Origin of the sequence: Pseudomonas sp. TKO26, assembly GCF_003225665.1 — a bacterium.
Lineage (GTDB): Bacteria > Pseudomonadota > Gammaproteobacteria > Pseudomonadales > Pseudomonadaceae > Aquipseudomonas > Aquipseudomonas saponiphila.
In genome coordinates, this window is record NZ_QKLN01000036.1 from 225,610 (window position 1) to 240,534 (window position 14,925).

13 protein-coding genes are annotated in these 14,925 nt (G+C 64.1%); 7 read left to right on the plus strand and 6 right to left on the minus strand.

The genetic code is table 11. The features are described 5' to 3' along the window. Positions 1-77: 77 nt before the first annotated feature. Positions 78-1,469: an L-cystine transporter gene (locus DNK59_RS25380; protein ID WP_092308692.1), complete on the minus strand. Its 1,392-nt coding sequence runs from the start codon at positions 1,467-1,469 to the stop codon at positions 78-80. Between the two features lie 241 nt (positions 1,470-1,710). On the opposite strand from DNK59_RS25380, the gene DNK59_RS25385 reads away from it, so the two are divergent. From DNK59_RS25385 to DNK59_RS25400, 4 genes are all read left to right on the plus strand, one after another. After that, positions 1,711-2,766: a hypothetical protein gene (locus tag DNK59_RS25385; protein WP_047306514.1), complete on the plus strand. Its 1,056-nt coding sequence runs from the start codon at positions 1,711-1,713 to the stop codon at positions 2,764-2,766. Between the two features lie 215 nt (positions 2,767-2,981). Next, on the plus strand, positions 2,982-4,382 hold the full coding sequence (locus DNK59_RS25390; protein WP_256596655.1) for an MBOAT family protein: 1,401 nt from the start codon (positions 2,982-2,984) through the stop codon (positions 4,380-4,382). Then, positions 4,369-5,526 (plus strand): SGNH family hydrolase, encoded by a 1,158-nt coding sequence (locus DNK59_RS25395; RefSeq protein WP_110725023.1) that lies wholly within the window; start codon positions 4,369-4,371, stop codon positions 5,524-5,526. Before DNK59_RS25390 ends, DNK59_RS25395 begins: the two co-directional genes overlap by 14 nt. 1 nt (position 5,527) lies before the next feature. Further along, a complete protein-coding gene (locus DNK59_RS25400) occupies positions 5,528-6,751 on the plus strand; it encodes an SGNH/GDSL hydrolase family protein (protein WP_092308701.1) in 1,224 nt (407 codons plus the stop codon). Positions 6,752-6,901: 150 nt separating this feature from the next. Here DNK59_RS25400 and ilvD read toward each other — a convergent pair whose 3' ends face one another. Then, positions 6,902-8,743, minus strand: coding sequence for a dihydroxy-acid dehydratase (gene ilvD / locus DNK59_RS25405; RefSeq protein ID WP_110725024.1), 1,842 nt, complete (start codon positions 8,741-8,743; stop codon positions 6,902-6,904). Positions 8,744-9,055: 312 nt separating this feature from the next. On the opposite strand from ilvD, the gene DNK59_RS25410 reads away from it, so the two are divergent. Further along, on the plus strand, positions 9,056-9,622 hold the full coding sequence (locus tag DNK59_RS25410; protein ID WP_110725025.1) for a hypothetical protein: 567 nt from the start codon (positions 9,056-9,058) through the stop codon (positions 9,620-9,622). On the opposite strand, the gene DNK59_RS25415 is transcribed toward DNK59_RS25410, so the two are convergent. After that, positions 9,604-10,794, minus strand: coding sequence for an MFS transporter (locus DNK59_RS25415; RefSeq protein WP_110725026.1), 1,191 nt, complete (start codon positions 10,792-10,794; stop codon positions 9,604-9,606). The genes DNK59_RS25410 and DNK59_RS25415 overlap by 19 nt on opposite strands. A 114-nt stretch (positions 10,795-10,908) precedes the next feature. Continuing rightward, positions 10,909-12,105: a class I SAM-dependent rRNA methyltransferase gene (locus DNK59_RS25420; RefSeq protein ID WP_092308713.1), complete on the minus strand. Its 1,197-nt coding sequence runs from the start codon at positions 12,103-12,105 to the stop codon at positions 10,909-10,911. Between the two features lie 214 nt (positions 12,106-12,319). Here DNK59_RS25420 and DNK59_RS25425 point away from each other — a divergent pair, with 214 nt between their 5' ends. Both DNK59_RS25425 and mutM read left to right on the plus strand, forming a co-directional pair. Beyond that, on the plus strand, positions 12,320-13,132 hold the full coding sequence (locus DNK59_RS25425; RefSeq protein ID WP_177431302.1) for an HDOD domain-containing protein: 813 nt from the start codon (positions 12,320-12,322) through the stop codon (positions 13,130-13,132). Positions 13,133-13,165: 33 nt separating this feature from the next. Beyond that, positions 13,166-13,978 carry a bifunctional DNA-formamidopyrimidine glycosylase/DNA-(apurinic or apyrimidinic site) lyase gene (mutM, locus tag DNK59_RS25430; RefSeq protein WP_110725028.1) on the plus strand — a complete coding sequence of 271 codons (813 nt, stop codon included), beginning with the start codon at positions 13,166-13,168 and terminating at the stop codon, positions 13,976-13,978. Between the two features lie 63 nt (positions 13,979-14,041). On the opposite strand, the gene DNK59_RS25435 is transcribed toward mutM, so the two are convergent. Together DNK59_RS25435 and coaD are read right to left on the minus strand one after the other, a co-directional pair. Beyond that, a complete protein-coding gene (locus DNK59_RS25435) occupies positions 14,042-14,293 on the minus strand; it encodes a YfhL family 4Fe-4S dicluster ferredoxin (RefSeq protein ID WP_007921257.1) in 252 nt (83 codons plus the stop codon). 135 nt (positions 14,294-14,428) lie between these two features. After that, positions 14,429-14,908: a pantetheine-phosphate adenylyltransferase gene (gene coaD, locus DNK59_RS25440; protein WP_003176711.1), complete on the minus strand. Its 480-nt coding sequence runs from the start codon at positions 14,906-14,908 to the stop codon at positions 14,429-14,431. Positions 14,909-14,925 lie beyond the last annotated feature (17 nt).

Genomic DNA, 14,925 nt, shown 5'->3' on the forward strand with positions numbered 1-14,925 from the left:
AGTTGCCAGCTACAAGCTACAAGTAAAAGCCGACTGGCTCTTGCTTGCGGCTCGTAGCTTGTAGCTTGTAGCTGCTTTTACGCGTGCTCCAGCTCCGAATGTTCATCGGCGTCCAGCAGCGCCTTGTCGGTTTGCTGCATCACCTGGCTGGTGATGGCGCCGGCGGTCATCGAACCGCTGACGTTCAGCGCCGTGCGGCCCATGTCGATCAGCGGTTCCACGGAAATCAGCAGCGCCACCAGCGACACCGGCAAGCCCATGGCCGGTAGCACGATCAGCGCGGCGAAGGTTGCGCCACCGCCCACGCCCGCCACGCCGGCGGAACTCAAGGTGACGATGGCCACCAGGGTGGCGATCCACAGCGGATCCAGCGGGTTGATGCCCACGGTTGGGGCGACCATCACCGCGAGCATCGCCGGGTACAGGCCGGCGCAGCCGTTCTGGCCGATGGTGGCGCCGAACGAGGCGGCAAAGCTGGCGATGGACTGGGGAATGCCCAGGCGCCGGGTCTGGGCTTCGATGCTCAGGGGAATGCTGGCGGCGCTGGAGCGACTGGTGAAGGCGAAGGTCAGTACCGGCCAGACCTTGCGGAAGAAGCGCAGCGGGTTGATCCCGGCCAGGGCGACCAGCAGGCCGTGGACCACGAACATCAGGCCCAGGCCGATGTAGGACACCACCACGAAACTGCCGAGCTTGATGATGTCCTGCAGGTTGGAGCCGGCCACTACCTTGGTCATCAGCGCCAGCACACCATAGGGGGTCAGTTTCATCACCAGGCGCACCAGGCGCATCACCCAGGCTTGCAGGGTGTCGATGGCGTTGAGCACTTTCTGGCCTTTGTCGGCGTCATCCTTGAACAGCTGCAGCGCGGCCATGCCGAGGAAGGCGGCGAAGATCACCACGCTGATGATCGAGGTCGGCTTGGCCCGGGCCAGGTCGGCGAAAGGGTTCTGCGGGATGAACGACAGCAGCAGCTGCGGCACGTTGAGGTCGGCGACCTTGCCCGCGTAATCGCTCTGGATCACTTGCAGGCGGGCCATCTCCTGGGTGCCGGCCACCAGCCCTTCGGCGCTCAGGCCGAACAGGTTGGTCAGGCCGATGCCCACCAGCGCGGCGATGGCGGTGGTGAACAGCAGGGTGCCGATGGTCAGGAAGCTGATCTTGCCCAGGGACGAGGCGTTGTGCAGGCGGGCCACGGCGCTGAGGATCGAGGCGAACACCAGGGGAATCACGATCATCTGCAGCAACTGCACGTAGCCATTGCCCACCAGGTCGAACCAGCCGATGGAGGCCTTGAGCACTGGGTGGCCGGCGCCGTAGAGGCTGTGCAGGGCAATGCCGAAGACCACGCCCAGCACCAGGGCCAGCAGGACCTTCTTGGCCAGGCTCCAAGTCGTGTGGCGGGTTTGTGCCAGGCCCAGCAGCAGGGCCAGGAACACCAGCAGGTTGAGGATCAGCGGCAGATTCATTGGGACTCCGATAAGACTTGTGCCAATCGCGGCTCTGGCGATTGCGAACCGGCAAGCCTAACAGCTTGAAATCTAATGAATTAATAACGATATCGCATGGCAACTGTCGTTTTTGGAATAAGCCGCTGACGCTCAGGCGCATGTGGCTGGCGCTCTCGGGACGCAAGCGGTCGCGTGGAGACGAGAACTGTCACAGGGATTTGTTAGCGTCGAAGGCTTTCACTCAGGGAGAAAACCGTCGATGAAACTCGCACCGAAATTGCTCGCCGTTGCACTCTGCCTGGGCCTCGCCGGCCAGGCCCTGGCCACCGAGTTGAAGCATTGGCCCGCTGAGCAGGCCAAGCAGCTGGACGCGATGATCGCGGCCAACGCCCACAAGGGCAACTTCGCGGTGTTCGACATGGACAACACCAGCTACCGCTACGACCTGGAAGAGTCCCTGCTGCCCTTCATGGAAAACAAGGGGCTGATCACTCGCGACACCCTCGACCCGTCGCTCAAGCTGATCCCGTTCAAGGACACCGCCGAGCACAAGGAAAGCCTGTTCAGCTACTACTACCGCCTGTGTGAAATTGACGACATGGTCTGCTACCCCTGGGTGGCGCAGGTGTTCTCCGGCTTCACCCTCAAGGAGCTCAAGGGCTACGTCGATGAGCTGATGGCCTCCGGCAAGCCGGTGCCGAGCACTTATTACGACGGCGATGTGGTCAAGACCATCGAGGTCAACCCGCCCAAGGTCTTCACCGGCCAGGCCGAGCTGTACAACAAGCTGATGGAGAACGGCATCGAGGTCTACGTGATGACCGCCGCTTCTGAAGAACTGGTGCGCATGGTCGCCGCCGATCCCAAGTACGGCTACAACGTCAAGCCGCAGAACGTCATCGGCGTGACCACCCTGCTCAAGGACCGCAAGACCGGCGCCCTGACCACCGCGCGCAAACAGATCACCGACGGCAAGTATGACGAGCAGGCCAACCTCGGCCTGGAACTGACGCCGTACCTGTGGACCCCGGCTACCTGGATGGCGGGCAAGCACGCGGCGATCCTGACCTACATCGACGAGTGGAAGAAACCGGTACTGGTGGGCGGCGACACCCCGACCAGCGACGGCTACATGCTGTTTCATGGCGTGGACGTGGCCAAGGGCGGCATCCACCTGTGGATCAACCGCAAGGACAAGTACATGACCCAGCTCAACGGCATGATGGCCAAGCATGCCGCGGCCCAGGCCAAGGAAGGCCTGCCGGTGACCGCCGACAAGAACTGGGTGATCGTCAAGCCCGAAGACATCCAGTAACCGCCAGCGGGCCGCCGCCGGCGAACAGGACTAGCGCCTTCGCCGGCCAACCGGGCACCTGTCGCACGCTGACGGTGCCGGTTGCGGCAATATGCCGATAATGTTTCAACTTGTGACCGTCAAACCCCCTCTGCCATAATCGCGCCCGTTTCCTGTCCCCCGCCTGCTCTCCCTTGTGCCGGGTTTGTCCCCGACTGCACGTAATGGACTACGTTGTGAGCTATCTCTCGATCGAATTCGGCCTCTGTTTCATCCTGTTCTTCATTCTGTATTGGGGCCTGGGCTTCAGCCTGCGTTTGCAGAATGCCCTGTTGCTGGTCGCCAGCTATGCGATCCTCGCCAGCTTCAGCCTGAACTTCCTCTATATCCTGCTGGGCTACACGGCCCTGGTGTACCTGCTCGGCCTGTTGAGCCAGCGTTACCCCGGCAGGGGCTGGGTCAATGGCCTGATGCTGTTGCTGGTGCTGGGGGCCTTCTACCTGTTCAAGTACCAGGACTTCTTCACCAGCGCGGTGCAGAACGCCTTCGCCCAGTTTGGCGTGGAGGTGTCGCTGCCGCTGCTGGAGGTGCTGCTACCGGTGGGGCTGTCGTTCTATGCCTTCCACTCGGTCAGCTACCTGGTGTCGATCAATCGCCGGGAGCTGACCCCGGGCTCGCCCTTCGACCTGGCGCTGTACCTGGCGTTCTTCCCCAGCCTGATCGCCGGCCCGGTGAACCGGGCGATCCCGATGCTGGAGCAGATCAACCCGCCGCAGCTGCGCCAGGTGCTGGAGCCGCAACGGGCCCTGGGCCTGATCGCGGTGGCGGTGGTCAAGCTGTTCTTCCTCAGTTCCTGGCTGGCCAACGAGTGGGTCGACCCGGTGTTCGACAGCCCGGTGGCCTTCTCGGCCGAGCAGATCCTGCGGGCGGTCTACGGCTATTCGTTCCTGATCTACTTCAACTTCAGCGGCTACACCGACCTGGTGACCGGCATCGCCCTGTTGCTGGGCTTCCGCCTGCCGCTGAACTTCAACTACCCCTATGCGGCGCGCAATCTCAAGGAGTTCTGGGGCCGCTGGCACATCAGCCTGTCGACCTTTATCCGTGACTACGTGTACATCCCGCTGGGGGGCAACCGCGGCCCGGTGTGGCGCGGCAACCTGAACATGCTGCTGGCCATGCTGATTTCCGGCTTGTGGCACGGCGCCAGCGCCAACTTCATCATCTGGGGCGCGCTGCATGGCGTGGGCCTGGCGCTGTACAAGTTCAGCAGCCCGCTGCTGGCCCGGGGCCCGCGCTGGATCGGTTCGGACCTGGCGGCCCGCCTGCTGACCTTCCACTACGTGTCACTGGCCTGGATCTTCTTCCGCTGCGCGACCTTGTCCGATGCCATGGACATGCTCGGCGGCCTGGGCGGCCTGTCCTTCAGCGGGTTGGCCGGCAGCGCCCTGAGCCTGCTGGGCTGCCTGCTGTTCGTTGCGTTCTACCCACGGATCGTGGCGCTGCTGCAGCGCCTGTTCACGGCCGCCACCAGCTTGCCGTGGCTGTTCTATCCAGTGCCGTTGGGGCTGTTCATCTGCGTGGTCATCTTCGCCTCACCGTCGGGCGTGCCGGGGTTCATTTATGCCAGCTTCTAAGCGTTCGCCCTTGTCGGTCAGCCTCGGCAGTGCAGCCAAGGTGTTTTACGCCCTGGTGGTGACCAGCCTGTTGCTGGTGTGGTTCAACCAGCAGTCGATCCGCCTCTACTGCCAGCAGAAGTATCACGATGACTGCGAGATCCCGGGGCTGTCGCAGAACCCGCAGTGGCGCTATGGCGCCCAGCTCAACCAGGCACTGGAGAATGCCCGGGTGGCCTTTGTCGGCAGCTTTGCCGCCACGGCCGACCTGACGGTGGCCCAGGCCGAAGCGGCGACGGACGACGAGCCGCAGCCGTTGCCCAAGGTCGCCGCCGCGCCGGTGCCGGAGCATCCGCCGCTGAGCGCCGCCCATTCTGCCCCCGCTCATGCCGCGCCCGCCCATGCGGCTCCCCAGGCCCCGCCCCCGGTTGCCTCGCAGCCGGTGGCCGTGGCTCCGGCGCTCAGCCATGGGCCCAAGGTCCAGCAGGCAGGCGTGGCGCCGCTGATGGCCAGCCTGGCCACTGGCGACGAGGTGTTCTTTGTCGGTGACTCGCTGATGCAGGGCGTGGCGCCGCACATGGCCAACACCCTGCGCAAGCGCTACAACGTCAAGAGCCTGAACCTCAGCAAACAGAGCACCGGCCTTGCCTATCCGAGCTTTTTCAACTGGCCCAAGACCGTTGAGAGCACCCTGGCCAGCAACCCGAACATCCGTCTGATGGTGATCTTCCTCGGTCCCAACGACCCGTGGGACATGCCGGTGGCCAAGGGCAAACCGTTCCTGCGTTTCAAGACCCCGGACTGGGAAGAGGCCTATCGCCAGCGCATCGATTCGATCCTCGACACCGCCCAGGCCCACAATGTGCAAGTGATCTGGGTCGGCCCGCCGAACATGGAGAAGCCCAAGCTGTCTACGGCCATGGCTTACCTGAGCGACCTGTACAAGAGCCAGATCGAGCGCTATCAGCAGCATTTCGTCTCGGCCAACGAGATTCTCGGTTACCAGAACGACGAGTTTTCCTATTACCGCACCACCGGCGACGGCAAGAAGGTCAAGACCCGGGTCGATGACGGTATCCATTTCACCACCACTGGGCAGAAGCTGATCGCTGAGCGTGTGATCTCGCTGATCAATTTCCCCAGCCAACAATTGACGGAGCACTGATATGGGGCGACTGCAAGGCATTGCGCTGTTGCTGGGCATCACCTTGCTGAGCAGTTGCAGCCCGACCACCGAGGTCCAGGCCACTCCGGCCTCGGCCCTGGCGCGGTCCGGGAGCGGCACCAAGAAAGTCGTGACCACCGGCACCGACCCGAACCTGGCACTGCTGGCGCGCAAGTTCAGTACCTCCGACCGCACGCCCATCAACATCGTGCAACTGGGTGACTCCCACACCGCCGCCGACCTGTTCAGCGGCGAGATGCGCCGCCTGCTGCAAGCGCAGTACGGCGATGGCGGCATCGGTTTTGTGGCGGCCACGCCGGTGCCCGGCACCCGCTATGAGCGAGTGATCCTGGGTGCGGCCAAGCGCCAGTGGTCCCTGGTGTCGGCGCGCAACCAGCAGAGCAACCAGTTTCCCCTGGGCGGCTACCTGTCGCTGCCGATGACCCCGGGAGCCCGGGTGCACATCGCCGAGCGCCAGCCGAGCAACCAGCAGTACCGGATTTCCGCGCTGTACCAGGCGTCCAGCAACAACACCCTGACCGCCCGGGACAACCTCAATAAAAGCAGCCGCATGCTGGCCGCCACCGGTGGACAGTGGCGCTTCAGTCCGCCGTTCAACAACCTGACCCTGCCCCTGGACCTGAACGTGGCCAACAACCAGGGCCTGGCCCTGGGCGGCTGGAACATCCTCGGGCAGAAGAGCGCCGGGGTGATCTATTCCGCGCTAGGCATCAATGGCGCGCGTCTGGACGTGCTGGACAAGTGGCAGCCCGGCTGGCTGGAAACCCTCAAGGCCCTGCGTCCGGACATGGTGGTGCTGGCCTACGGCACCAACGAAGCCTTTGATGACGACCTGGACCTGCAGCTCTACCGCAGCCAGTTGCAGGAGAAAGTCGCGCTGCTGCGCAAGAACCTGCCCAAGAGCGTGATCCTGCTGGTAGGGCCGCCGGACTCCATCAAGCGCCGCAATGCCGGCAGCTGCGCGGCTTCCCAGCCGCAACCGCTGCGGCAGATCGTGCAGATCCAGAAGGACGTGGCGAAGACCAGCCGCACCCTGTTCTGGGACTGGCAGGCGTTCATGGGCGGCGATTGCTCCATCAGCAAATGGCAGGGCAGCGACCTGGCGCGCAATGACCTGGTACACCTGACCGCCGACGGCTACCGCAAGAGCGCCGATGGCCTGTACCGCTTCCTGCGCGGGCAGTTGGGCGAACGCATGCCCTGAGAACCAGGAACCGGCTCTTACTCTTGCGCCACCACCACCCCGAACACTGCTGTAGGAGCTGGCTTGCCAGCGAAGGCGCCCGAGAGGGCGATGCAAGGTCAAAAAAATGCCCCGCACTTGGCGGGGCATTTTCATTTCAGGGCGATGCGATCACAGGCCGTCGAGCATGGCCTTGTTGCGTACCGCGCCCTTGTCGGCGCTGGTGGCCAGCAGGGCGTAGGCCTTCAGGGCGGTGGTCACTTTGCGTGGCCGCGCCTCCACCGGCTTCCAGCCTTTCTTGTCCTGTTCGACGCGGCGCGCCGCCAACTCCTCGTCGCTGACCAGCAGGTTGATCGAGCGGTTGGGAATGTCGATCAGTACCTTGTCGCCGTCCTGCACCAGGCCGATGGCGCCGCCGGCCGCCGCTTCAGGCGAGGCGTGGCCGATGGACAGGCCCGAGGTGCCGCCGGAGAAGCGGCCGTCGGTGAGCAGGGCGCAGGCTTTGCCCAGGCCCTTGGACTTCAGATAAGACGTCGGGTAGAGCATTTCCTGCATGCCCGGGCCGCCTTTCGGACCTTCGTAACGGATGATCACGATGTCGCCTTCCTTCACTTCGTCGGCGAGGATGCCGCGCACGGCGCTGTCCTGGCTTTCGAAGATCTTGGCGTTGCCTTCGAAGACGTGGATCGACTCGTCGACGCCAGCGGTCTTCACCACGCAGCCGTCCAGGGCGATGTTGCCGTAGAGCACGGCCAGGCCGCCCTCCTTGGAGTAGGCATGCTCGACGCTGCGGATGCAGCCGTTCTCACGGTCGTCGTCGAGGCTGTCCCAACGGGTCGACTGGCTGAACGCGGTCTGGGTCGGGATGCCCGCCGGGCCGGCCTTGAAGAAGTGGTGCACGGCTTCGTCGCTGGTCTGGGTGATGTCCCACTGGGCGATGCCCTCGGCCAGGGTCTTGCTGTGCACGGTGGGCAGGTCGGTGTGCAGCAGGCCGCCACGGGCCAGCTCGCCGAGGATGCTGAAGATGCCCCCGGCGCGGTGCACGTCTTCCATGTGGTACTTCTGGATGTTCGGCGCCACCTTGCACAGCTGCGGCACATTGCGCGACAGACGATCGATGTCCCGCAGGTCGAAGTCGATCTCGGCTTCCTGGGCGGCGGCCAGTAGGTGGAGGATGGTGTTGGTGGAACCGCCCATGGCGATGTCCAGGGTCATGGCGTTCTCGAACGCCTTGAAGTTGGCGATGTTGCGCGGCAGGACCGACTCGTCGTTGTCGCCGTAATAACGCTGGCACAACTCGACAATCGTGCGCCCGGCCCGCAGGAACAGCTCTTCGCGGTCGCTGTGGGTGGCCAGGGTCGAACCGTTGCCCGGCAGGGCCAGCCCCAGGGCTTCGGTCAGGCAGTTCATGGAGTTGGCGGTGAACATGCCGGAGCACGAACCGCAGGTCGGGCAGGCGCTGCGCTCGTACTCGGCAACCTTCTCGTCAGAAGCGCTGGAGTCGGCGGCGATGACCATGGCGTCCACCAGGTCCAGGCCGTGGCTGGCGAGCTTGGTCTTGCCGGCTTCCATCGGGCCGCCGGAAACGAAGATCACCGGGATGTTCAGGCGCAGGGCGGCCATCAGCATGCCGGGGGTGATCTTGTCGCAGTTGGAGATGCAGACGATGGCGTCGGCGCAGTGGGCGTTGACCATGTACTCCACGGAGTCGGCGATGATCTCGCGGCTCGGCAGGGAATACAGCATGCCGTCGTGGCCCATGGCGATGCCGTCGTCCACGGCGATGGTGTTGAATTCCTTGGCCACGCCACCGGCGCGTTCGATCTCGCGGGCCACCAGTTGGCCCAGGTCCTTCAGGTGCACGTGCCCCGGGACGAACTGGGTGAAGGAGTTGGCAATGGCGATGATCGGCTTCTTGAAGTCGGCATCTTTCATCCCCGTGGCGCGCCACAGGGCGCGGGCGCCGGCCATGTTGCGGCCGTGGGTGGATGTTTTCGAGCGGTAATCAGGCATGGAGCACTCCGGGCGGCTAATCAGGGAACAAATGGGGAGTGAGCTTCTATTGACCTTGGGAACACTCAGAAATGGCCGTGTGTCCGAAAGCTGCCGATGACGTCGCGGGATCGCCGCGCGCCTCAGCCTGAGCTCATAAACCCGCCGGGGGATGACTGGCGATGAATTCGCCGATTCTACACCGCTGGCGTCAGGAAGGAATGCCGTGGCCGCTCTGCGGCGTGCGATTGCCTGGAGATCACTGAGCGCTGCCAGCTCGGCGGTTCCTGGTTTAGACTCGCCGCCCCTCGAACATCATCCAATGGAGCTGGAATGTCCGCGAACATGCGATCCCTGAGGTTCTACCTGGGCATTGGCCTGCTGCAGGGGCTGCTGCTGATGTGGCTGGTGCTCCAGAGCGACTGGCCCGGCAGTGCCATGGCCTTGGTGGGTGCGGCCCTGCTTGCGGGCGGCGGCTTCGTGCAGTTGCTGGCCGGGCAGCGGCGCCAGTGGCGAACCTGGAAGGCCGCGCTGCTGCTGGGCTGCGCTGCGGCGGGAGTGGTGCAGGCCTGCAGCGAGTTGCCTTCCACGCTTGGGGTGATCTACAGCGTGGTGGCGCTCCTGCTGCTGATGAGCCTGCTCAGCGCCACTTGGCTGGCGGGGCGTGATGGCTTCAAGCGACGGCTGCTGGGTGACGGCCGCTGGATGCTGGTGGCCCTTGGCGCTGCCTGGCTGGCCCAGGCGCTGTTCGGTTTCTGGATCCACGAGCGGCATCTGGATCCCTTCAAGAGCGGGTTCCTGTCCCTGTGCTACTTCAGCGGGCCACCCCTGGCATTCTCCTTCGTCCTGTACCTGCGGGATGTGTGCCGCTTGCGCGATCTTCAGACGCAGGCGCCCTGATAGCGACGATTGACCAGGCTGTTCAGGCCCAGGGCGATTGCACTCAGTCCCAGGAAACACAGCCCCAGCGCCATCACCAGATTGCTGGCGCTCAGGTTGATGAAGCCGCTGATCAGGCCGCCAGCGATAAAGATCAGCATGTTGCCCGCCGAAGCAGAGGTCCCGGCGTTGTGCGGAAAAATGCCCATGGCCCGTGAGGTCGCCACCGGGCGGGTGATGGTGGTGCCGGCGGTGCAGACGATCATCGGCACCAGGACCGTGGCGACGGACAGCTCGAACTGCTGCAACAGCAGCATCAGCAGGCCGGACAGGGCGATCAGCCCCAGTCCGGTGACGATCTGGGTGCTGGCCTGCAGGTAGCGGTTCATCACCCCGGCGCCGATTCCGCCCAGCACATAGGCCGCCCCATACAGCAGCAGCGTCAGGGCGTACTGGTAGGGCGAGAGCTGCAACTGCTCCATGAAAATGAGCGGTGAAATGACGATGAACGAAAAATGGCAGGCGAAGGCCAGCGCCGAGATCAGCCAGTAGCCGAGGAACGACAGGTCGGCAAACACCCGCCGATAGGCCGCGAGGATATGCCTCTGGCCTGCCGCCGTGCCTGGAGTGTTCTCCAGCAGGAGCCAGGCCTTGAGCAAGACCAGCAGGCCGAGGACGACGAACACCTCGAAGCTGCCCTGCCAGCCCAGGTGGGCCTGCAACCAGGTGCCCAGCAGCGGTGACAGGGAAATGAAGATGCCGCTGGCGGTGACCAGGGCGATGCGCAGGCGCTCCTGCTGCCGGCCGACGAACAGGTCCTGCACCAGCGCCTGGGACAGCGCGAAGCAGCCACAACCCACGGCCTGGACCACGCGAAACAGCAGGAACCACGCATACTCGGTGGCGGCCATGCAGCCCAGCGCCCCGGCGATGGCCACGGCCATGCCTGCCATTAGCAGCTTCTTGCGCCCCAGGGAGTCTGACAGCGGCCCGATCACCATCAGGGAAAACGACAAGCCAATGGCGAACAGGCTGACGGACAGCGCGATATCGGCGCTGGAGGTATTGAAGCGTTCTGCCAGGGCGGGAAAGGAGGGGAGGATCACGTCCAGCGGGAAGACCCCGAGCAGGGTCATGGTCAGCAGCAGGATGACGGCCGAGGTGTTTTTCGGGGTGGTGGGGGAGTGGTCCATGGTGCCGCGCTCTCGGTCCTTGAGAAGGTGCCGAGAATCGAGTCGTGGCCGCTTAAAGTCAATCGATGGCGCTGGCCATTCCCGCGCCGGGCGGGAACGGCCGTCGGCCCGGGCTCAGCTGTTGGGCAGCAGGCGGCAGGTGATGCTCTTGATGTAGCGGGTTTCCGGGATGGCCGGGTGCACCGGGTGATCCGGGCCCTGGCCGCCGCGTTCCAGCAGCTGGATATTGCGGTCCAGGTGGCGGGCGCTGGTCAGGAGGATGTTCTGCAGGTCGTCCTCCGGCAGGTGCATCGAGCACGAAGCGCTGACCAGGATGCCGTCCTTGCTCAGGAGGCGCATGGCCTGTTCGTTGAGGCGGCGGTAGGCGCCTTCGCCGTTCTTCAGGTCTTTCTTGCGTTTGATGAAGGCGGGCGGGTCGGCAACGATCACGTCAAAGCGTTCTTCGGCGGCCTTCAGCTCTTTCAGGGCTTCGAACACGTCGCCTTCGACACAGGTGACTTTCTCGGCAATGCCATTGAGCGCGGCGTTGCGTTCCACACCATCGAGGGCGAAGCCCGAGGCATCGACGCAGAACACTTCGCTGGCGCCGAACACGCCGGCCTGCACGCCCCAGCCGCCGATGTAGCTGAACAGGTCCAGCACCCGCTTGCCCTTGGCGTAAGGCGCCAGGCGCGCGCGGTTCATCCGGTGGTCGTAGAACCAGCCGGTCTTCTGGCCTTCCATCACCGGGGCCTCGAACTTCACGCCGTTCTCTTCCAGGGCGACCCACTCCGGCACCAGGCCGAACACGGTTTCGACGTAGCGGCCCAGGCCTTCGGCGTCACGGGCGGCGGAGTCGTTCTTGAACAGGATGCCGCTGGGCTTGAGCACCTGGACCAGGGCAGCGATCACGTCGTCCTTGTGCTGTTCCATGGTGGCCGAGGCCAGCTGGACCACCAGGATGTCGCCGAACCGATCCACCACCAGGCCCGGCAGCAGGTCGGAATCGCCGTAGACCAGGCGGTAGAACGGCTTGTCGAACAGGCGCTCGCGCAGGGACAGGGCCACGTTCAGGCGATGCACCAGCAGCGACTTGTCCAGGGCCAGCTTGGCATCGCGCGACAGCAGGCGAGCGCAGATCAGGTTGTTCGGGCTCATGGCCACCACACCCAGGGGCTTGCCGCCGGCGGCTTCCAGCACTGCCTGGTCGCCTGCCTTGAAGCCGTGCAGAGGGGTGGCGGCTACATCGATTTCGTTGCTGTAGATCCACAGGTGGCCGGCGCGCAGGCGGCGATCGGCGTTGGCTTTGAGGCGCAGGCTTGGCAGGGACATGACGTCGCTCCGGAAAAAAGGGCGCGATTATACCTTGCCGCGCAACTTCAGCGACGGCCAATGGACCTGCGGCTAAAGGCCCAGGGTAAAGTTCCTGTCCGTTCGCCCAACATTGGCCCGTTAGGGGTTAGAATCGCCGCCTCAGCCAGAGTGTGTACTTATGTCCCAAGAGCTATCAGCCGAACAGATCCAGCAGGCCCTGCAAGGCATCAGCGTGCCGCCCCAGCCGCAAATCATGGTGGATTTGCAGATGGAGCAGTACATGCCCGATCCCGACCTGGAGGTGATCGCCAAGCTGATCTCCCAGGACCCGGGCCTGTCCGGTGCGTTGCTGAAGATCGTCAATTCGCCGTATTACGGGCTGAGCAACAAGATTGCTTCGATCCAGCGCGCGGTGAATCTCTTGGGCAGCCGCTCGATCATCAACCTGATCAACGCGCAGTCGATCAAGGGCGAGATGAGCGATGAAACCATCGTCACCCTCAACCGCTTCTGGGACACCGCCCAGGATGTGGCCATGACCTGCCTGACCCTGGCCAAGCGCACTGGCTCGCAAGCGGTGGACGAGGCCTACGCCCTGGGTCTGTTCCATGATTGCGGCGTGCCGCTGATGCTCAAGCGCTTCCCCAACTACATGGCGGTGCTGGAAGAGGCTTACGGCAGTGCCGGGCCTGAGCGGCGGGTGGTGGACACGGAAAACCGAGCCTTCAACACCAATCACGCGGTAGTCGGCTACTACACCGCCAAATCCTGGCGCTTGCCGGAACACGTGACCAACGCCATCGCCAATCACCACAATGCCCTGGCGATCTTCAGCGACGAGTCGTCGCGCAACAGCCAGCTGAAGAACCTGCTGGCGATCCTGAAGATGGCCGAGCACATCTGCGCCTCCTACCGGGTGCTGGGCAACCAGACCCAGGATTTCGAGTGGAACAGCATCGGCCACCTGATTCTCGATTACGTCGGCCTGTCGGACTACGACTTCGAGAACCTCAAGGAAACCGTGCGCGAGCTGGGCGCACACTGACTGTTCATATCGCAATGAGTACCTGAGGCGAAGATGCCTGAATTACCGGAAGTCGAAACCACCCGGCGCGGGATCGCGCCGCACCTGGAAGGCCAGAAGGTCAGTCGGGTGATTGTCCGTGACCGGCGCTTGCGCTGGCCGATTCCCGAGGATCTGGACGTGCGCCTGTCCGGGCAGCGCATTGTCCAGGTGGATCGCCGGGCCAAGTACCTGCTGATCAATGCCGAAGTCGGCACCCTCATCAGTCATCTGGGCATGTCGGGCAATCTGCGTCTGGTGGAGATCGGCCAGCCGGCGGCCAAGCACGAACATGTGGATATCGAGCTGGAATCGGGCCTGGCCCTGCGCTACACCGACCCGCGCCGGTTTGGCGCCATGCTCTGGAGCCTGGACCCGCTGAATCACGAGCTGCTGGCGCGCCTGGGGCCGGAGCCGCTGACCGATCTGTTCGACGGTGAGCGCCTGTTTCAGCTGTCCCGAGGCCGCTCCATGGCGGTCAAGCCGTTCATCATGGACAACGCGGTGGTGGTCGGGGTGGGCAACATCTACGCGACTGAGGCGCTGTTTGCCGCGGGGATCGATCCGCGTCGTGAAGCCAAGGGCATCTCCCGAGCCCGCTATGTGAAGCTGGCGATCGAGATCAAGCGCATCCTGGCCGCGGCCATCGAGCGTGGCGGCACCACCTTGCGCGACTTTATCGGCGGTGACGGCCAGCCGGGCTACTTCCAGCAGGAGCTGTTCGTCTACGGGCGCGGCGCGGAGCACTGCAAGGTCTGTGGCACGGGGCTGCGGGAAATCAAGCTGGGCCAGCGGGCCAGCGTCTATTGCCCGCGTTGCCAGAGCTGAGAAGCTTCGCCGGCCAGCCGGCTCCTACAGGGGGTTGTGGGAGCCGAAAGGGCGTTCCATCACTCAAGCCTTGCCGGTGATCTTCCGGTACTTGGCCATCAACTCTTCTTCGGTTTCCGGGTGCGCTTCGTCCAGCGGAATGCAATCCACCGGGCACACTTGCTGGCACTGTGGCTCGTCGTAGTGGCCGACGCACTGGGTGCACAGGTTCGGATCGATGACGTAGATCTCTTCGCCTTGGGAGATCGCCGCGTTGGGGCACTCGGGTTCGCAGACGTCGCAGTTGATGCAATCGTCGGTGATGATCAGGGACATGGGGGACTCCGGCCTGGGCGGCAGGCCCGGGCATGTAAAAACGAATGCGCGCAATTGTGCCGTATTGACGCCCGCAGTGCACGCAGGCGTGATGGCTGGCGTCGGGCAATGGCCCCGAAGCGGGGCCAAGGGGGCTTACTTCTTGAAGCGCAGGGTCAGCGCGTCGGCGACGGCGGGGTGGACGAACTTGGTGATATCACCGCCCAAGGCAGCAATTTCACGGACCAGCGTCGAGGAAATGAACGAGTAGCGCTCCGACGGGGTGAGGAACAGGCTTTCCACGTCCGGTGCCAATTGGCGGTTCATGTTGGCCAGCTGGAACTCGTATTCGAAGTCCGAAACCGCCCGCAGGCCGCGCAGGAACACATTGGCGTTCTGCTCCTTGGCAAAATGCGCCAGCAACGTGGAGAAGCCGACGACTTCAACGTTGGGCAGGTGCTTGGTCACCTCGCGCGCCAGTTCCACGCGCTGCTCCAGGGGGAACAGCGGGTTTTTCTTGGGGCTGGCGGCAACGGCGATGATCACGTGGTCGAACAGCCGCGAGGCGCGCTCGACCAGATCGCCGTGGCCCTTGGTAATAGGGTCGAAGGTACCTGGGTACAACACTCGGTTCATCGCGTCGTCCTGGCGGG

What these genes read in the sequence shown, in the direction of transcription:
- DNK59_RS25380 (WP_092308692.1), bottom strand. Translation starts at nt 1,469, where the DNA reads ATGAATCTGCCGCTGATCCTCAACCTGCTGGTGTTCCTGGCCCTGCTG.
- DNK59_RS25385 (WP_047306514.1), top strand. Translation starts at nt 1,711, where the DNA reads ATGAAACTCGCACCGAAATTGCTCGCCGTTGCACTCTGCCTGGGCCTC.
- DNK59_RS25395 (WP_110725023.1), top strand. Translation starts at nt 4,369, where the DNA reads ATGCCAGCTTCTAAGCGTTCGCCCTTGTCGGTCAGCCTCGGCAGTGCA.
- DNK59_RS25400 (WP_092308701.1), top strand. Translation starts at nt 5,528, where the DNA reads ATGGGGCGACTGCAAGGCATTGCGCTGTTGCTGGGCATCACCTTGCTG.
- ilvD (WP_110725024.1), bottom strand. Translation starts at nt 8,743, where the DNA reads ATGCCTGATTACCGCTCGAAAACATCCACCCACGGCCGCAACATGGCC.
- DNK59_RS25410 (WP_110725025.1), top strand. Translation starts at nt 9,056, where the DNA reads ATGTCCGCGAACATGCGATCCCTGAGGTTCTACCTGGGCATTGGCCTG.
- DNK59_RS25415 (WP_110725026.1), bottom strand. Translation starts at nt 10,794, where the DNA reads ATGGACCACTCCCCCACCACCCCGAAAAACACCTCGGCCGTCATCCTG.
- DNK59_RS25420 (WP_092308713.1), bottom strand. Translation starts at nt 12,105, where the DNA reads ATGTCCCTGCCAAGCCTGCGCCTCAAAGCCAACGCCGATCGCCGCCTG.
- mutM (WP_110725028.1), top strand. Translation starts at nt 13,166, where the DNA reads ATGCCTGAATTACCGGAAGTCGAAACCACCCGGCGCGGGATCGCGCCG.
- DNK59_RS25435 (WP_007921257.1), bottom strand. Translation starts at nt 14,293, where the DNA reads ATGTCCCTGATCATCACCGACGATTGCATCAACTGCGACGTCTGCGAA.
- coaD (WP_003176711.1), bottom strand. Translation starts at nt 14,908, where the DNA reads ATGAACCGAGTGTTGTACCCAGGTACCTTCGACCCTATTACCAAGGGC.